General features: G+C 70.2%; 13 protein-coding genes, 2 pseudogenes and 1 riboswitch. Of the genes and pseudogenes, 6 read left to right on the forward strand and 9 right to left on the reverse strand.

The window, feature by feature from the left end; translation table 11 throughout:
- Positions 1–282: pseudogene (locus IE262_RS36090) on the forward strand (2-oxoacid:ferredoxin oxidoreductase subunit beta); the annotation flags it as partial.
- A gap of 59 nt (positions 283–341) precedes the next feature.
- Here IE262_RS36090 and IE262_RS36095 read toward each other — a convergent pair.
- The 3 genes from IE262_RS36095 to IE262_RS36105 form a co-directional block, all read right to left on the reverse strand.
- Positions 342–599, reverse strand: coding sequence for a hypothetical protein (locus IE262_RS36095; RefSeq protein ID WP_131572262.1), 258 nt, complete (start codon positions 597–599; stop codon positions 342–344).
- Between the two features lie 305 nt (positions 600–904).
- Entirely contained in the window at positions 905–1534 is a 630-nt protein-coding gene (locus tag IE262_RS39970; RefSeq protein WP_229877858.1) for a DUF6082 family protein, read from the reverse strand.
- Between the two features lie 301 nt (positions 1535–1835).
- Positions 1836–2237 carry a winged helix-turn-helix transcriptional regulator gene (locus IE262_RS36105; RefSeq protein ID WP_189879706.1) on the reverse strand — a complete coding sequence of 134 codons (402 nt, stop codon included), beginning with the start codon at positions 2235–2237 and terminating at the stop codon, positions 1836–1838.
- Positions 2238–2329: 92 nt separating this feature from the next.
- Between IE262_RS36105 and IE262_RS36110 the strand changes: the two genes are divergently transcribed.
- The 3 genes from IE262_RS36110 (at position 2330) to IE262_RS36120 (ending at position 5684) form a co-directional block, all read left to right on the forward strand.
- Entirely contained in the window at positions 2330–3184 is an 855-nt protein-coding gene (locus IE262_RS36110) for an SDR family oxidoreductase (RefSeq protein ID WP_189879708.1), read from the forward strand.
- A 183-nt stretch (positions 3185–3367) separates the two neighbouring features.
- The gene (gene rarD, locus IE262_RS36115) at positions 3368–4495 is read left to right on the forward strand and encodes an EamA family transporter RarD (RefSeq protein WP_229877859.1); all 1128 of its coding nucleotides are present in this window, start codon (positions 3368–3370) and stop codon (positions 4493–4495) included.
- Positions 4496–4736: 241 nt separating this feature from the next.
- On the forward strand, positions 4737–5684 hold the full coding sequence (locus IE262_RS36120; RefSeq protein ID WP_189879710.1) for a M28 family metallopeptidase: 948 nt from the start codon (positions 4737–4739) through the stop codon (positions 5682–5684).
- Positions 5685–5711: 27 nt separating this feature from the next.
- On the opposite strand, the gene IE262_RS36125 is transcribed toward IE262_RS36120, so the two are convergent.
- Positions 5712–6728 (reverse strand): tetratricopeptide repeat protein, encoded by a 1017-nt coding sequence (locus IE262_RS36125; protein ID WP_189879712.1) that lies wholly within the window; start codon positions 6726–6728, stop codon positions 5712–5714.
- A 378-nt stretch (positions 6729–7106) separates the two neighbouring features.
- Between IE262_RS36125 and IE262_RS36130 the strand changes: the two genes are divergently transcribed.
- Complete coding sequence (locus IE262_RS36130) at positions 7107–7739, forward strand: DUF6668 family protein (protein ID WP_229877860.1); 633 nt, start codon at positions 7107–7109, stop codon at positions 7737–7739.
- Between the two features lie 20 nt (positions 7740–7759).
- On the opposite strand, the gene IE262_RS36135 is transcribed toward IE262_RS36130, so the two are convergent.
- From IE262_RS36135 to IE262_RS36150, 4 genes are all read right to left on the reverse strand, one after another.
- Positions 7760–8749, reverse strand: coding sequence for an ABC transporter permease (locus tag IE262_RS36135; RefSeq protein WP_229877862.1), 990 nt, complete (start codon positions 8747–8749; stop codon positions 7760–7762).
- Entirely contained in the window at positions 8736–9674 is a 939-nt protein-coding gene (locus IE262_RS36140) for an ABC transporter ATP-binding protein (protein ID WP_134034043.1), read from the reverse strand. The genes IE262_RS36135 and IE262_RS36140 overlap by 14 nt, the downstream gene beginning before the upstream one ends.
- A gap of 111 nt (positions 9675–9785) precedes the next feature.
- Positions 9786–11084: a LolA family protein gene (locus IE262_RS36145; RefSeq protein WP_189879767.1), complete on the reverse strand. Its 1299-nt coding sequence runs from the start codon at positions 11082–11084 to the stop codon at positions 9786–9788.
- 775 nt (positions 11085–11859) lie between these two features.
- Positions 11860–12870, reverse strand: a complete 1011-nt coding sequence (locus IE262_RS36150; protein ID WP_189879715.1) for a polyprenyl synthetase family protein — start codon at positions 12868–12870, stop codon at positions 11860–11862.
- Positions 12871–13874: 1004 nt separating this feature from the next.
- Positions 13875–14048, forward strand: a riboswitch (cyclic di-AMP (ydaO/yuaA leader).
- Between the two features lie 5 nt (positions 14049–14053).
- Here IE262_RS36150 and IE262_RS36155 point away from each other — a divergent pair.
- Positions 14054–14926 carry a LysM peptidoglycan-binding domain-containing protein gene (locus IE262_RS36155; RefSeq protein WP_189879717.1) on the forward strand — a complete coding sequence of 291 codons (873 nt, stop codon included), beginning with the start codon at positions 14054–14056 and terminating at the stop codon, positions 14924–14926.
- Positions 14927–15209: 283 nt separating this feature from the next.
- Here IE262_RS36155 and IE262_RS36160 read toward each other — a convergent pair.
- Positions 15210–16010, reverse strand: a pseudogene (locus tag IE262_RS36160) (HAD family hydrolase); the annotation flags it as partial.
- Positions 16011–16081 lie beyond the last annotated feature (71 nt).

Here is a 16081-nt window from a genome sequence, read left to right on the forward strand (position 1 = left end):
ACCACCGGCGACCTCACCATCACCACCGTGACACCCGACAACGAGCCCCACCTCCTCGTCCACGACGCACACACCACCTCCCCCACCACCGCCTTCGCCCTCTCCCGCCTCGCCGACCCCGACACCCTCCACCACACCCCCATCGGCGTCCTCCGCTCCGTCACCCGACCCGTCTACGACCACCAGATGTCCGACCAACTGGACACCGCGATCGAACAGAACGGCAAGGGAGACCTCACCGCACTGCTGACTGGCGGAGACACCTGGACAGTCGTCGGCTGACGGTCAGAAGCCGTCTTCGAGGGCCTGGGGCGATGTACGGCCCCCAGGCCCTCCGTGCGTCATGCGTCAGGGATGTCCCGCTTGGCTCGGATGAGGGTCTCGCGGGTGATGACGACGATGCGCTCGTAGTCGGCCCTGGCCGCGTCAGAGGGGAGGTGGGGGTCCAGGGCGGCGGTGGCTTCGGTTCCGATGACGGCGAAGTTGCCGTCGGTGAGTTCAAAAAGGTCCGGGCAGGACTCGCCTGTCAGGCTCCCCCGCTGTCGGGGAGAGTCACCGAGTCGGCGGGTGATGCGGGCGGACGAGAGCTCATTGCGCAACGGTGCGGTCCCCTCTCGCTCGGGGCGATGAAACCCCGGGTTTGGGGGTGGCGCCCCATAACGACTGACGCACCCCCGGGGTCACGGTGACCCCGGAAAAATTCATGACCCGACTCGTTCCTCCCCAACCCTTCCCCTCTCCACAACCGCTCCGGGCGGACGGCGTATCGAAGCAGGGTCAGGAGTGGCGCTGGTCCTGGCGCTCGGATGCATGGCCAGGCACGTTCTCGGGCATGGGCGCGGACTCGGACGTGTTCCCGGGCATGGGCGCAGGATCGGACGTGTTCCGGGGCATGGGCGCGGGATCAGGCGCGTTCCGGGGGCATGGGCGCAGGATCAGGCGCATTCCCGGGCATGGGCGCAGGATCAGGCGCGGGGCCGACCACCCACCACTCGTCCGGGTCGTCGGCCAGTTCTTCCATGATGGTGTCGACGGCTTTGCCGACCCGGGCCTCCAGGGAGTCCGCGGGGAGGCTCCTGCGGTGCTCGACCGTGCGCTCCCAGTACTCCGCGAAGACCTCGTTGCGGGACAGCATGCGCAGGTGTCCGAGTAGTTCGTTCCAGTCGACGTAGCCGACGCGGTGGGCGAGCAGGATCGTGCCGTACTCGCGGTTGGCGAACATCATCTGACGGCGTTTGGGGTCGGAGATCCCGTTCAGGGTGGACAGGGCGGCGGCGAGCGAGGGGTCGTCGATCGCGCGGTCCAGCTGTTCCGTGACGAGGCGGTGCTGCTGGATCAGGTTCGTGCGGTGGATCTCCTCCGCCATGTGCTTGATGCCCTCGGCGATGAACGTGAGCTGGGCGAGGAGTTCCAGCGTGAGCTCCTCCTGACGCCGGCGGCGGTTGCCGCGCGCCGTGAACGGCGCCCGCACCAGACCGAGAGCCGCCACCACCGCGGACCCGATCCGCCGCGCAGCCGGAGTCAGTGTGGCCATGTCAAGCGTCTCCCCGGACGGTAGCCGTACTTCCCGGCCGGTGGCATGGGCGGGCCGGCGCACGGTGGGCGAAACCACCCCTCCCCCCAGCGTGCACGGCGGTTCGATCGGACGTGAGAGGCAAGAGGGGGGCGCACGGATGGACATGGCCTGAACATCGACGGGCACCCTGACCCATGTGTGCCCCGCGGGCGCCGTCCACACCCGCTCGCCCCGGAGCCGGGACAGCCGGGCCGGCCCGGCCTTACTCAGCGCCTCACACAGAGCCTTACTCGGCGCCTTCAGCGCCTTCAGCGCTTGCTCAGACCCGCCCCTTCGCCGCGTCGTAGGCCTCCCGCGCCTTCTGCACCTCCCCCATCCGCTCATGCGTCCACAGGGCCAGTGAGCGGACCTGCTCCGCGGCCTCGCGGCCCAGGTCGGTCAGGGAGTAGTCGACTCTCGGCGGGATCACCGGCCTGGCGTCGCGGTGGACCAGGCCGTCGCGTTCGAGGGTCTGGAGCGTCTGGGTCAGCATCTTCTCGCTGACCCTGCCGATCGCCCGGCGCAGCTCACTGAAGCGGTACGGCCGGTCCAGGAGTTCGATGAGGACCAGGACGCCCCAGCGGCTGGTGATGTGTTCCAGGACGAGGCGGTGCGGGCACATCGCCTCGCCCGAGACGTACTTGCCGGCGGGCGGGCTGGCCGTGAAGGCACTTACGGACATGCCAGTACCTTACTTCAAAGTGGGTACTTTCGCAGAGTTAGTGCACCTCCTAGGGTTAGCGACAGAGCCACCCATCTAGGAGTTGTCTGATCATGAGCATCGTCGTCACCGGCGCCAGCGGGAACCTCGGCCGTTTCGTCATCGAGGGCCTGCTGGAGAAGATCCCGGCCGAGCAGATCACCGCCGTCGTGCGCAGCGAGGAGAAGGGCGCCGATTTCGCGGCCCGCGGGGTGAGGATCGCCGTCGCCGACTACAACACCCCCGAAACCTTCGACGGCCTCTTCTCCGCCGGTGACAAGGTGCTCCTCATCTCCGGCAGCGAGGTCGGCAAGGACCGCGTCGGGCAGCACAAGGTCGTCATCGACGCCGCCAAGGCCGCCGGCGTCGCACTCCTCGCCTACACCAGCGCCCCGGGCGCCCTGAAGGCCGCCCTCGCCGACGACCACCGCGGCACCGAGCAGGCGCTCCTGGAGTCGGGTCTGCCGTACGTGCTGCTGCGCAACGGCTGGTACAACGAGGTCTACACCGAGCAGCTCGCCTCGGTGCTGGAACACGGCGCCGTCGTCCAGGCCGCGGGCGAGGGCAGGGTCGCCTCCGCCTCGCGTGCCGACTACGCGGCCGCCGCCGTCGCCGTACTGACCGGTGAGGGACACGAGAACAAGACGTACGAGCTGAGCGGCGACACCGCGTACAGCTTCGCCGAGTACGCGGCTGAGATCGCCAAGCAGTCCGGCAAGGACATCGTCTACAACGCCGTCCCCGCCGACGTCTACGAGGGCATCCTGACCGGCGCCGGGCTGCCGGAGGCGTTCGCCCGGATCCTGGTCGGCGTCGACGCCTCCGTGGAGAAGGGCGAGCTGGCGGGCACCAGTGGTGACCTGTCCCGGCTGACCGGCCGGCCCACGACGCCGATCGCCGACTCGATCGCGGCCGCGCTGAAGAGCTGAGGCCCGGCCCGCCCCTGAGCACCTCCCCAGACCCCTCGGGCCATCGGGCCCCCAGGCCCAAGGCCCCGGGCCCCCGCCCCCGTCCGTCATGACCGTATAGCGATACGGGTATGACAGGCGGGGCGGTCGGCGTTACCTTCGTCGGGGCTGCGCCGATGCGGCCCTACGAGTGAGGAGGGGCCGTTGACCGGGCAGTCAAGGCGTGAGCATCGAATAGGCCTGCTGAACGGGTTCGCCGCGTACGGCATGTGGGGTGTCGTCCCCCTTTTCTGGCCCCTGCTGAAGCCCGCCGGGGCGATCGAGATCCTCGCCCACCGGATGGCCTGGTCCCTCCTCCTCGTCGGTGCCGCGCTGCTGGTTCTGCGGCGCTGGTCCTGGGCCGGTGAGCTGTTGCGCCAGCCCCGCAGGCTGGGGCTCGTCGCCGTGGCCGCGGCAGTCATCACCCTCAACTGGGGCGTCTACATCTGGGCCGTGAACGCCGGCCAGGTGGTCGAGGCGTCCCTCGGCTACTTCATCAACCCGCTGGTCACCATCGCCCTCGGCGTACTCCTGCTGAAGGAGCGGCTGCGGCCGGTGCAGTGGGTGGCGGTCGGCGTCGGCTTCGCCGCCGTCCTCGTCCTCACGATCGGGTACGGCCGACCGCCGTGGGTCTCCCTCTGCCTGGCCTTCTCCTTCGCCACGTACGGCCTGGTGAAGAAGAAGGTCAACCTCGGCGGCGTCGAGTCGCTGGCCGCCGAGACCGCGATCCAGTTCCTGCCCGCGCTGGGCTATCTGCTGTGGCTGGGCTCCCGGGGCGACTCCACGTTCGCGGCCCAGGGCGTGGGGCACGCGGCGCTGCTGGCCTCCACCGGGGTCGTCACCGCGCTGCCGCTGGTCTGCTTCGGCGCGGCGGCGATCCGGGTGCCGTTGTCCACGCTGGGGCTCCTGCAGTACCTGGCGCCCGTGTTCCAGTTCCTGCTCGGCGTCCTCTACTTCCGCGAGGCCATGCCGCCCGAGCGCTGGGCGGGCTTCGCGCTGGTGTGGCTGGCGCTGTCGCTGCTGACCTGGGACGCGCTGCGCACCGCGCGCCGGGCGGCCCGCACGCTCAGGAGCGAGATCAGCGCGCCGAGCGCCACGATGGCGATGGGGACGAGGACGGGGACGGGGACGATGAGCGTGGCGCGGAACGCCGAGGGCTCCGCCGCCGCGTCGGCTACCGTCGGCGAGTCCGTGTCGGGTGCCGTAACCGGTGCCGGATCCGGAACCGGAACCGGTCACGTATCTGGTCCTGCATCCGGTCCTGCATCCGGTCCGGCGGAGGCCAAGCCGTAGCGCGGTGGAAGCAGGCGGAAGCGGCGTGCCGAGTTCCACGGCTGTGCACGGATTTCCGATAACCGGATGGAACCCTCCTCGCTGTTCGGTATACGAACACTCCTGACTGAATAGCACTCTTGACGCTCGGTCAGTCACAGCAGCACCATCCGAGGCACCCATTCACTGTGGATTCACCATGGGTCCGCCATGAACCCCGTGACGGCCCTTGAATCCCTACGGAATTCGGAGCCCCCCACTCATGAAGCTCTCCGTTCCCGGGCGTACCACGGCAGCTGCCGTCGTCGCGGCCGTCACGCTGCTCACCACCGGGTCGATAGCCGGGGCGGCCCCCGCCCCCGAGGCGGCGGCCGCCGCACCCGACCTGCCCGTGGCGAACGTCAAGGCCCATCTCACGCAGTTCCAGTCCATCGCCACCGCGAACGGCGGCAACAGAGCGCACGGGCGCGCCGGCTTCAAGGCGTCCCTCGACTACGTGAAGGCCAAGCTGGACGCGGCCGGGTTCACCACCACCGTCCAGCAGTTCACCTCCGGTGGTCTCACCGGCTACAACCTGATCGCCGACTGGCCGGGCGGTGACACCAACCAGGTGATCATGGCGGGATCCCACCTGGACGGCGTCACCTCGGGCCCCGGCATCAACGACAACGGCTCGGGCTCGGCGGCCGTCCTGGAGGCGGCGCTCACCGTCGCGCGAACCAACTACCAGCCCACGAAGCACCTCCGGTTCGCCTGGTGGGGGGCGGAGGAGCGCGGCCTGGTCGGCTCGAACCACTACGTCAGCAACCTCTCCTCCGCGAACCGCGACCGCATCAGCGGCTACCTGAACTTCGACATGATCGGCTCGCCGAACCCGGGCTACTTCGTGTACGACGACGACCCGACGATCGAGAAGACGTTCAAGGACTACTTCGCGGGCATCGGCGTCGCCACGGAGATCGAGACAGAGGGCGACGGCCGCTCCGACCACGCCCCCTTCAAGAGCGCGGGCGTCCCCGTCGGCGGCCTGTTCACGGGCGCGAGCCGCACCAAGTCCGCCGCGCAGGCCGCCAAGTGGGGCGGTACGGCCGGTCAGTCCTTCGACCGCTGCTACCACTCCTCGTGCGACACGACCTCCAACATCAACGACACGGCGCTGGACCGGAACGGGGACGCGCTGGCGTACGCGGTGTGGGAGCTGTCGTCATAGCACTTGTACGTCCCTGGGGCCCGTCCGTCAGCACTGTGTGCCGGTGGCCGGCTCCGGGGACGGGCTCGCCTGGGCGCGGGCCGCGAGACGGCCCATGCGGGTACGCGCCGACTCAAGTTGTTCGATGTCGTCGGCGGCGGGGCCGGCTTCGGCCGTGAGCTCGGTCCATACGTCGATCAGATCGCGGCCCAGGCGCAGGCCCTGGTGCGGGTCGCGAACGGCGCGCCAGGCGGCGGCCGCGCTCTGGATGTCGCCGTACGCGGCGCGGGCGTCGTGCCGACGGTGGCGGAGCCGGGCGAGGTCCAGGGAGAGCTGGAAGGACCCGTGCATGTCTCCGGCCAAGTAGGCGATGTACGCGGACAGTTCGCGCAGCCACTGGGCCTCCGGGTGCTCCGGGCCCAGGGTCGCGGAGGCCTGGGCGGTGGTAATCCCGGCCAGTTCGGCGGCCTCGTCGATCCGGCCCGACTGCACGGCCTCGTTGATCCGTCGGATGGGCTCCGCGAAGGGCGAGGGCTCCGCCTCGTCGGCCTCCGGGGCACCCATCACGACCTCGGCGATCCCGAACTCCCTTACGGGCGCGGGCCTGGGCGCGGCATCGTCGTCCTCGGGAGCGGTGCGGGGAGTGGAGTCAGGCTCCTGCGGGGGAGCGAACGTGGGGGCCGGGCCGAACTCTCCGGTCGGCGGAGAGACCGTACCGGCGGGAGCGACTGGGGCGTCCGGCGCCGGCTGCCCCTCCCTCATCGGCTCGTCCACGAAGCAACTGGAGCCGTCCACGGAGATCTGGAGGGGAACGGCGAAGCCGATGCGCTCGTCGTGCACGGTAGCGAGGACGGAGTGGCCCGTCGCGAGGGCGATGCGGTGGAGGTAGTCGAGGACGGCGTTCTGGAGGGGCTCGCCGGGGAGGGCTGCCACCGGCATCCCGCCCACCGACGCGCCGTCACCGGACGCCGGCACCCGTACGTCGATCGGGAGCATCCCAGACCTCGGCTCCGGATACTCCGTCCGCTGGAATTCCCGCTTCTGGTCGCGGCTGAGTCGAGACATGGTTCCTCACTCGGGTCAGAAGAAGGGACATCGGAAGAAGGGACATCAGGAGCAGAGACGTCAGGAGCAGAGACGTCAGGAGCAGAGACGTCAGGAGCAGAGACGTCAGGAGCACAGACAACAGGGGCAGAGACAACAGGGGCAGACACATCAAGGGGCAGAGACATCAGCAGGAGAGTCCCGCATCGGTGCGGAGCCGCACCCGGAGAAGCCACGAATGCCGTAGCCCCGCCCCGACGAGTCTCTCCGATCACCCCCACTGACCGCGTCACCGCCGCGTCACAGGCTCGTCCCAGGAACGGACACCCCGCTTCCGGGACCGCCCGTGCACCCACGAAGATCGGTAACGGACGAGGAGGAGCGGACGAGGAGAGGGCAATGCAGGGGCAACGAGAACAGCGGGCACCGAGCGGGCCGGAGATCTGGATACGCGGTCCGGTCGCCGCGCCGGAGCGGTGGCAGCCGGAGCCTGAGCCGAATCCTGAGCCGAAGCGGGAGACGGAAACGGAGACGGAAACCAAGCCGGGGTCGAACGTCCAACTGCCCGTGAACCCTGAGCGTTTCACCGCGAATCCGCAGTATTTCACCGCGAGTCCCCGGCGGTTCGCCTGGGTCGCCACGCACGGCGGAGCGGGCACCACCACGCTGGCGACGGTGTTCGGCGGCCATGACGCCGGGCGCGCCTGGCCCCGCCCCGAGCACGGCGAACCCGAGTCGGTTCTGCTGGTCGCGCGGACGCACTCCACGGGGCTCGACGCCATCTCGTACACCCTCGACACCTTCCGGCGCGGCGACGCACCGCCGGGGCTCGACCTCAACGCCGTCGTCCTGGTCGCCGACGCGCCCGGCCGCCTGCCCCGCCAACTGGCCCAGCACGTCAAGCTGATCAGCTCCGTCATCGACGTCTACCACGTCCCCTGGATGCCCGCCTGGCGCATCGGCGACCTCACCGTCCCGCTGCCACGGGAGAGCGCGGACCTGGCCCGCCTCACCGCGGGAACCGCGAACTGACCGCCACCCCGGCGGAGCACTTACGCGGTGATGTCCTTCGCCGTGAACCGCGCCCACGCCGCCGATCCGAACACGGCCGCGTACAGGCACTGTAGGCCCAGGTTGCGCTGCACATCGTCCCAGTAGACCGGGTCGCGCATCAGGTCGGCGAACGACAGCCAGTAGTGGGAGAAGAAGTAGGGCTGGAGGGCGTCGAGCTGCGGGATCTGGTCGAGGATCTGCACGGTGATCAGCAGGCCGACCGTGGTGGCCATCGCCGCGATGCCGCTGTTCGTCAGAGTCGACACGAACAGGCCCAGGGCGGCCACACCGATCAGGGACGCGGCCACCACCAGGGCGATGAGCAGGGCGCGGCCCAGCCCCTCGGCGAAGCTGATGCGTGTGCCCGAGATGGTCGTCAGCTCGCCGAGCGGGAAGAGCAGGGCGCCCACCGCGAGCGCCGACGCCGCCACCACCAGCGTGGCGACCAGGCAGAACGTCATCGTCGTCGCGTACTTGGTGAGCAGGAGTCGAGTGCGGCCCGCTGGTGCCACGAGCAGATAGCGCAGCGTCCCCGCGTTGGCCTCGCCCGCGATGGCGTCCCCGGCGATCACTCCGATCGCCATCGGGAGGAAGAAGGGAAGGGTCGCGGCCAGCGCCGTGAACACCAGGAACAGACCGTTGTTGGTGATCTGGGTGATGAAGGCCGGGCCCGCGCCGCCCCCGCCACCGGCCGACGAGCCGCCGCTGGTCTCGATCTTCACGGCCACGCCGACCAGGACGGGGACGCCCGCGAGTACGGCGAGCAGCGCGATCGTGCGCCAGCGGCGGAAGGTGGTGACGAGTTCACTGCGGAAGAGCCCGAGCGTCCACAGTGGACCCGGCTTGCGAAGGCCCGTCGCCCCCGGATCCGACCACCCTGCCAACTCAGCCCCCGCCGACTGAGCCCCCGTCGGCTCAGCTCCCGCCCGATCAGATCCCGCCGTATCAGATCCCGTCCGCTCAGCTCCCGTTCCCTCAGCCCGCGACATCGAAGCCCTCCCCCGTCAGCGCCACGAACGCGTCCTCCAGGGAGGCCCGCTCGACGACGAAACCGCGTACGCGGACCCCGGCCGTCACCAGCGCCGCGTTCACCTCGGCGAGGTCACGGTCCGGGGGCTCGGCCGTCACCCGCTCCTCCGTCACCACGACATCGCCGACCCCCTGTTCCTTGAGCACCCGGGCCGCGTCCCCGGCGTCCGGCGTGGTCACGACGAGCCGCCCGCGCGCCCCGGCCGCCAGATCGGCCACCGCGCCCTGGGTGATCAGCCGCCCCTGGGCCATCACGGCCGCATGCGTGCACACCTGCTCGATCTCGTCGAGGAGGTGGGAGGAGAGGAAGACGGTGGTTCCGTCGGACGCCAACTCCCGCACCAGGGAGCGGATCTCCCGCATCCCCTGCGGGTCGAGCCCGTTCGTCGGCTCGTCGAGGACGAGCAGCCTGCGCGGCTGGAGCAGAGCCGACGCCAGCCCCAATCGCTGCTTCATGCCCAGCGAGTACGCCTTCGCCTTCTTGCCCGCGGCCGCCGCCAGCCCCACCCGGTCCAGCGCGGCCGCGACCCGCGTACGCCGGGTACGCGGGTCGGCGGTGGGATCGGCGGCGTCGTACCGCAGCAGGTTGTCCCGCCCGGTGAGGAATCCGTACAGGGCGGGCCCCTCGATGAGGGCGCCCACCTGCGGCAGTACGGTGCGGGCGGCGCCCGGCATGGGCCGGCCGAGCACCCGGGCGGTGCCCGACGTCGGCTCGATCAAGCCCATCAGCATGCGGATGGTGGTGGTCTTACCGGAGCCGTTGGGCCCGAGGAAGCCGAAGACGCTGCCACTGGGAACCGTGAGTTCCAGGTGGTCCACGGCCACCTGGCCGCCGCGGAAGGTTTTGGTCAGCCCCTCGGTATGAATGGCTGCTGCGTCCGTCATGGCTCCCTCGGATACGGCCGACGTGCGGCCGGCGTTCGGCCGGCGTTCGGCCGGCGTTCGGCCGGTGGGCTGGGGCGGTGCGAATGCCGCCCCGGCCCGCCGGCCAGGTTCTCACTTCGCCGCGTTGGCCGCCTTCACCAGCGCGTCCTTGGTGACGGCTCCGGCGTACGCCTTGCCGTCATCCGTGATCAGGACGTTGATCAGCCGGGTCTTGAAGACCGTACCGGAGCCGAACTTGCCGCTGACCTTGTCGCCGAGGGAGTTCAGGAACCCGTCGACGGCGCCGTTACCGGCGTTGTCTGCCGACGGTACGCCCTTGCCGCCCATGTCGAACTCGGCGATGGTGCTCCAGCCCTCGCCGATGGTCTTCGGGCCGCCGCCCTCCAGCCCCTTGCCGCGGTCCTCACCGGACCGTGCCGGCTTCTCCTGCTTCGCGTGCTTCCCCTGGTCCTTCAGCTTGTCCCCTTCGGTGACCTTCGCGCCCTTGGGCGGCGTGAAGTCGAAGGTGGAGGCGCTCGGCTTGGCGAAGTCGACCTGGGTGAAGCCCGCGTCGACGACGGCCGCGCCCCCGCTCGCCGGGGTGAGCGTGAACTTCAGCGGCAGGCCGGTCTTCGCGTCCACCGCGATGGAGACGGCGCCGACCGTGGAGCCGGACTCCTTCGGCTTGATGAGCAGCTTGTACGCGTCCCGGCCGGCGACCTGGGCGGTGCCGTCGACGGTCACGGACGTGGTGTCGTTGACCGCCTTCAGGGCCTCCTCAGCCAGCTTCTGGGGCGTGGCGGGGGCGTCCTCGGGCAGGCCCTTGCCGGACTCCTGGCCCTTCTCCTGGCCCTTCTTCTGGTCCTTCTCCTCGTCGTGCTTCCGCTCCTTGCCGTCCGCGGCCCCGGTCGTGTGGAAGACCTCGTTCGACTTGCTGTCGTACGCCCACATCTCGTCGCCGTTGCGGATGACGCTGTACTCGGAGGTCTTGTCCAGCAGCGAAAGCTTCTGCTTGTCAGGGCCGTCGGCCGCGACGCGCACCGTGTGCGTGCCGGAGGCGAGTTCCAGCAGCTTGGAGGAGGGCTCGGCGGTTGAGCCGCCGTCACTGCCGGAAGGCTTCCCGGCCCCGCCCGATCCGAGGCTGCTCTCCAGCCCGCCCAGGTCCGGCAGCCCCAGATCGGTGCTGATCTTCACGGTGCCGGACACCTGCTGTACGTCCGACGCGGCGATCTTCTCGATGAGTTCCTGTGCGCTGATCTTGGGCAGGTCGGGGTCACCCGAGCCGGCGAACGCCGGGACGAGCCCGATCGTCGCGGCCGCCACCCCCACCACCGTGACCGGGACGACGTACCGTGCCGCCTTGCGGCGCCCGGCGCGCACGTCCTCGGCCTCGCCGGCCTTCGCGCTGTCGTCGGTTTCGTACGGTGCCATGTCTGCCTTACCTCCGTAGTAGGCGGCGGCCTGCTCCTCGTCCTGCGCGCCGAGTCGTGCGCGCAGCGACGTCCTCACGCTTGTCGTCGTCCACCCCGAGCCGCCATTCTCACCCGAATCGGTGAGGAGTGGTGCGTTCCATCTGACCAAATCGGCAATCGAGAAGCGTCAGACCCCGGAATCAACTCTGTGTACTGCTGTGGGATGACACAGGGAGGCGGCGCCTCCCCCGACCCGTAGGGGTCGAGGGGGCGAACGCCGCCTGGCTGGTACCCGTTCATCCGGACTTCACCGCGCAGCAGCCGCGGAATCCCAGCGACACCGGCCCGAGAGGGTGACGCGCGTCATACGACTTCTGGATCACCGCGGAGGACGAGGCTGGTCAGGCCGGTGCGGGGGCTGGGGGAGCCGGGGGGCGGGAGTGGCGGACCGAGGGCTGGGGGCTGCGACCGGGGGCCTGGAGGGCCGGGGGTCGGAGAGCCGGGAGGCCCGGAGAACCGGGAGAACTGGAAGGCCGGAAGGCAAGGAGGTCCAGGGAGCCGGAAGGCCGGAAGGCCAGGGAGCCGGGTGATCCGGAATGCCAGGAGGCCCAGGGCCGCGGAGGCCGGGAGGCACGGAGACCGGGAGACCGGGTCCGGGAGGCACGGAGACCGGGAGACCGGGGGCCTGGAAACCCCGAGGCCTGGAGACCGCGGGCCGCGAAACCGGAGGCCCGGGGGCCTGGGAGGCCCAGGGGCCCGGAGCCCCGGGAGCGGTCGCGCCCGTTCCGGGGGGCCTAACCCGCCCGATGCACCACCGCATCGCACAGCTCGACCAGCGCCGCCTTCGCTTCGCACTCCCGCAACGGGGCCAGCGTCGCCCGCGCCTCCTCCGCGTACCGCACGGTGTCCCGCCTGGCGGTCTCCAGCGCGGGGTGCTCCCGCAGCCGGGCCAGCGCCTCTTCGTACCGCGCGTCATCGCTCAGGTCGGAGTCGAGCAGCTCGCACAGCGCGATGTCCTCGGCGAGCCCGAGCCGCTCGGCCCGCTCCCGCAGCCGCAGCACCGGCATCGTGGGGATGCCCTCACGCAGATCGGTGCCCGGCGTCTTGCCGGACTCGTGCGAGTCGGAGGCGATGTCCAGCACGTCGTCGGCCAGCTGGAACGCCACGCCCAGCCGCTCCCCGTACTGGGTCAGCACGTCCACGACCGTCTCGTCGGCGCCGGACATCATCGCACCGAACCGTCCGGACACGGCCACCAGCGACCCCGTCTTGCCGCCGAGGACGTCGAGGTAGTGCGCGATCGGGTCCCGTCCGTCCCGCGGCCCGGCGGTCTCCAGGATCTGCCCGGTGACCAGCCGTTCGAAGGCCTCGGCCTGGATGCGGACCGCCTCGGGCCCGAGGTCGGCCAGGATGTGGGAGGCGCGCGCGAACAGGAAGTCGCCGGTCAGGACCGCGATGGAGTTCCCCCAGCGGGCGTTCGCGCTGGGCACGCTCCGGCGTACGTCGGCCTCGTCCATCACGTCGTCGTGGTACAGGGTGGCCAGGTGCGTCAGCTCGACCACCACCGCCGACGGGACGACCCCCGGGGCGTACGGGTCCCCGAACTGCGCGGCGAGCATCACGAGCAATGGCCGGAAACGCTTGCCGCCCGCCCGCAGCAGATGCTGGGCGGCCTCCTGGATAAAGGGGACCTCGCTCTTGGTGGCTTCGAGCAGCCCTTCCTCGACAGCCGCCAATCCGGCCTGGACATCGGCTTCCAGAGCCTGGTCCCGCACGCTCAGCCCGAACGGTCCGACGACGGTCACGAGGGGTCTCCTGTCTGCTGACGTCTGCTGACGGTCACACGGTCGGTCTCATGGTCAATGAACAGTTTGTCGATCTGTCGCTGCCATCACTCGTGTCAGCGTATCCGGTCACCTTTCGATCACCACGGGCGCCCACCGGCCCCCGGTCCCGACTTCGCTCGACCGGGAGGCGCCCCTTTTGTCCGGGCCGCTTCGGCACATCCGGTATGCCCCCCATCAGCAGGTGCGTACCGATCCATCCCGGCGGCCGACAGCTACCGCCACCCGAGACCACCGACGGCACCGGACCGGCGAGACTCCGAGATCACCCCGATGAGCCCGCCGGACTTGATCACCGCACCCCCACACCGCCACCCCCACCCCCACTGCCCTCAACCCACTCCCCACCCCTCACCCCGCGGACTCCGCAGCCACACCTCCACACGAGCCGACAGCCGACACCGCTCTCACGCCGGAGCGACTCGGGACGGCCACCACGCCCCGCACGCCGGGCGACCACTACGACAACGAAGCACACCGCACGCAAGGTTCCGGCCACTCGGCCGAGGCCGACCCCTCGCGCACTCCACGCAGTACTCCCCGTACTCCACGCCCGAAACACGGAGTTGATCCGCGAAATCCCGAACACCGAGCACACGGCCAGCACTTCACACCCGTCACGGAACGACAGACCCCGAACCAAGAACTGAACCAACACCCCGACCGACGAGCCAACCAACGGCCAACTTGTCCGAATTGCTTCCTTATCGGCGCTTCACCCGGTCCGTTCCGTGAATTGAGTCACGTCGGCTCGATATCACCCCTCGTCCGCCGCTCACTCGACTTCTCCTTTGCAGAAAGCAAGTTGAGCGTTACCTTCCGGAAATTTTGAGGCCAGTCTCCTCACAAATAGCCGATCAAGGGCGCTTCCATCACGCTTCCGGCCTTGTTCTCGACATGTGCTCTCGCATACGTTCACGGTCAATCCGGACGGAACGCCGAATCCTGCCACCGCCCGGATCCCCACTGACCAACCACTCACGCAGGCAGGAGCGGGGGACCCACGAAAGTCGCCGGTCCTCACGACGGACCGGCTTGGGGTGAAGCCGCGCACGGCACGCACGACGCGTCGCCGTGCCCGGCCGGGCACCTTTCCGCCCGAACCCGACAGCTCACCTCGCAGGCGCCGGAGAGGAACAGCGTCATGGCCTCACGAGGCAAGCACCGTCGCCGCCGAACCAACACGTTCACCCGAGGAGCCGTCGTCGCCGGCACCGGCACCGCGGCCCTCGCCCTCCCGCTCCTGAGCGCGACCATCGCGAGCGCCGCACAGCCGGCCGAGGCTCCCGCCGCCGCGCAGGCCGCCGCCCAGGCCGCCCCCCGGTCCGCGCAGTCCGCACCCCAGGTCAAGTCCCTCACGTACACCGTGGCCAAGGGCGACACGCTCTTCCGCATCGCGGACAAGCACAAGACCCAGGGCGGCTGGCGGAAGATCTACGACGAGAACCGCAAGACCATCGGCGACAACCCGGACCTGATCCACCCGGGCCTCGGCCTGAAGCTCACGACGAAGAACGCGAGCACGGAGAGCAAGCAGAGCAAGCCAAGCGCAGAGAGCAAGCAGAGCGAGCCGAGCACTACGAGCGGGCCGGCCGACCAGACGTCCACGACCGCCGAGAACTCCACCGGGCCCTCCGGATCCGCCGGGTCCACCGGATCCGCCAACGACGTCACTCCGGCCTCCGACACGACGTACACGAACGACCTCGACGGGTGGATCCGCGAGGCGCTGGACGTCATGGCCAAGAACGGGATACCCGGGTCGTACGACGGCATTCACCGCAACATCATGCGGGAGTCCTCCGGCAACCCCCAGGCCATCAACAACTGGGACTCCAACGCCGCGAAGGGCACCCCCTCCAAGGGTCTCCTCCAGGTCATCGACCCGACCTTCGCCGCGTACCACGTGGCCGGCACGCCGAACGACCCGTACGACCCGGTCGCGAACATCGTGGCAGCGTGCAACTACGCCGCCGATCGCTACGGCTCGATCGACAACGTCAACGGACCGTACTGACCCGCACCGGTCCGTACCGGTCCATACCGGTCCGTACCGACCCGCACTGATCCGTACCGATCCATACTGTTTCGCCGGACACCTACCGGCCGGGCCGAGCGGGCGATGAGCCCCGCCGGCCCGGCCCGCCCGGCACCGGTACAGACACCGTTCCGGGCACCGTTCCCGGCACCGTTCCCGGCATCGCTCCGGGCACCGTTCCCGGCATCGCTCCGGACGCCGCTCCGGACGCCGCTCCGGGCACCGTTCCGGGCGCCGGATACGCCGCGGCCCCGTCGCGCGGAAACAGCCGCTCCAGCACCACCGCGATCCCGTCCTCCTCGTTGGACAACGTCACCTCGTCGGCGACGGCCTTGAGCTCGGGGTGGGCGTTGGCCATGGCGACCCCGTGCGCGGCCCAGTCGAACATGGGGATGTCGTTCGGCATGTCCCCGAACGCGATGGTGTCGGCCGGGCCCAGCCCGAGGTGCCGGGCGGCCAGGGCGAGGCCGGTCGCCTTGGTGATCCCGCATGGCTGGAGTTCGACGGTGCCGGGCCCCGACATGGTGACGGTCGCGAGGGACCCGACAGCTCCGCGGGCCACCGCCGCCAACTCGTCGTCGGACAGGGACGAATGACGCAGCAGCACCTTGCTGATGGGCTCGCACCACAGGTCGTCGCGCCGCTGGACCCGTACGGCGGGAAGGGTCGGATGCGGCATCAGGTACCCCGGCTCGATGAGGGTGAGCCCGTCCACGCCGTCCTGGTCGACGGCCGCGTACACCTGCCCCACCTCGGCCTCGATCTTGCCGAGCGCGGTCGCGGCCAGCTCCCGGTCCAGGGTCACCGACCACAGCAGCCGGTCCGCGCCGGCGTCGTACAACTGCGCGCCCTGCCCGCACACCGCGAGCCCCTCGCTCCCGAGGTCCTCCAGCAGGGAGCGCACGCGGGGCGCGGGGCGTCCCGTCACCACCAGATGTCGCGCGCCCGCGGCCACGGCTCTGGCCAGCGCCGCACGCGACCTGTCGGAGAGCGTGTCGTCGCCACGGAGCAGGGTTCCGTCCAGGTCAGTGGCGATCAGGGCATATGCGGTGCGCGGGTTCATGATCAGAGAATACGGATCGCCGAGGCCGCCCTGTCCGGCGTGAACCGGACGACATGCGTGGACCGTTCGGC

The sequence above is a fragment of the Streptomyces bluensis genome (genome assembly GCF_014650715.1).
Taxonomy (GTDB): Bacteria; Actinomycetota; Actinomycetes; order Streptomycetales; family Streptomycetaceae; genus Streptomyces; species Streptomyces bluensis.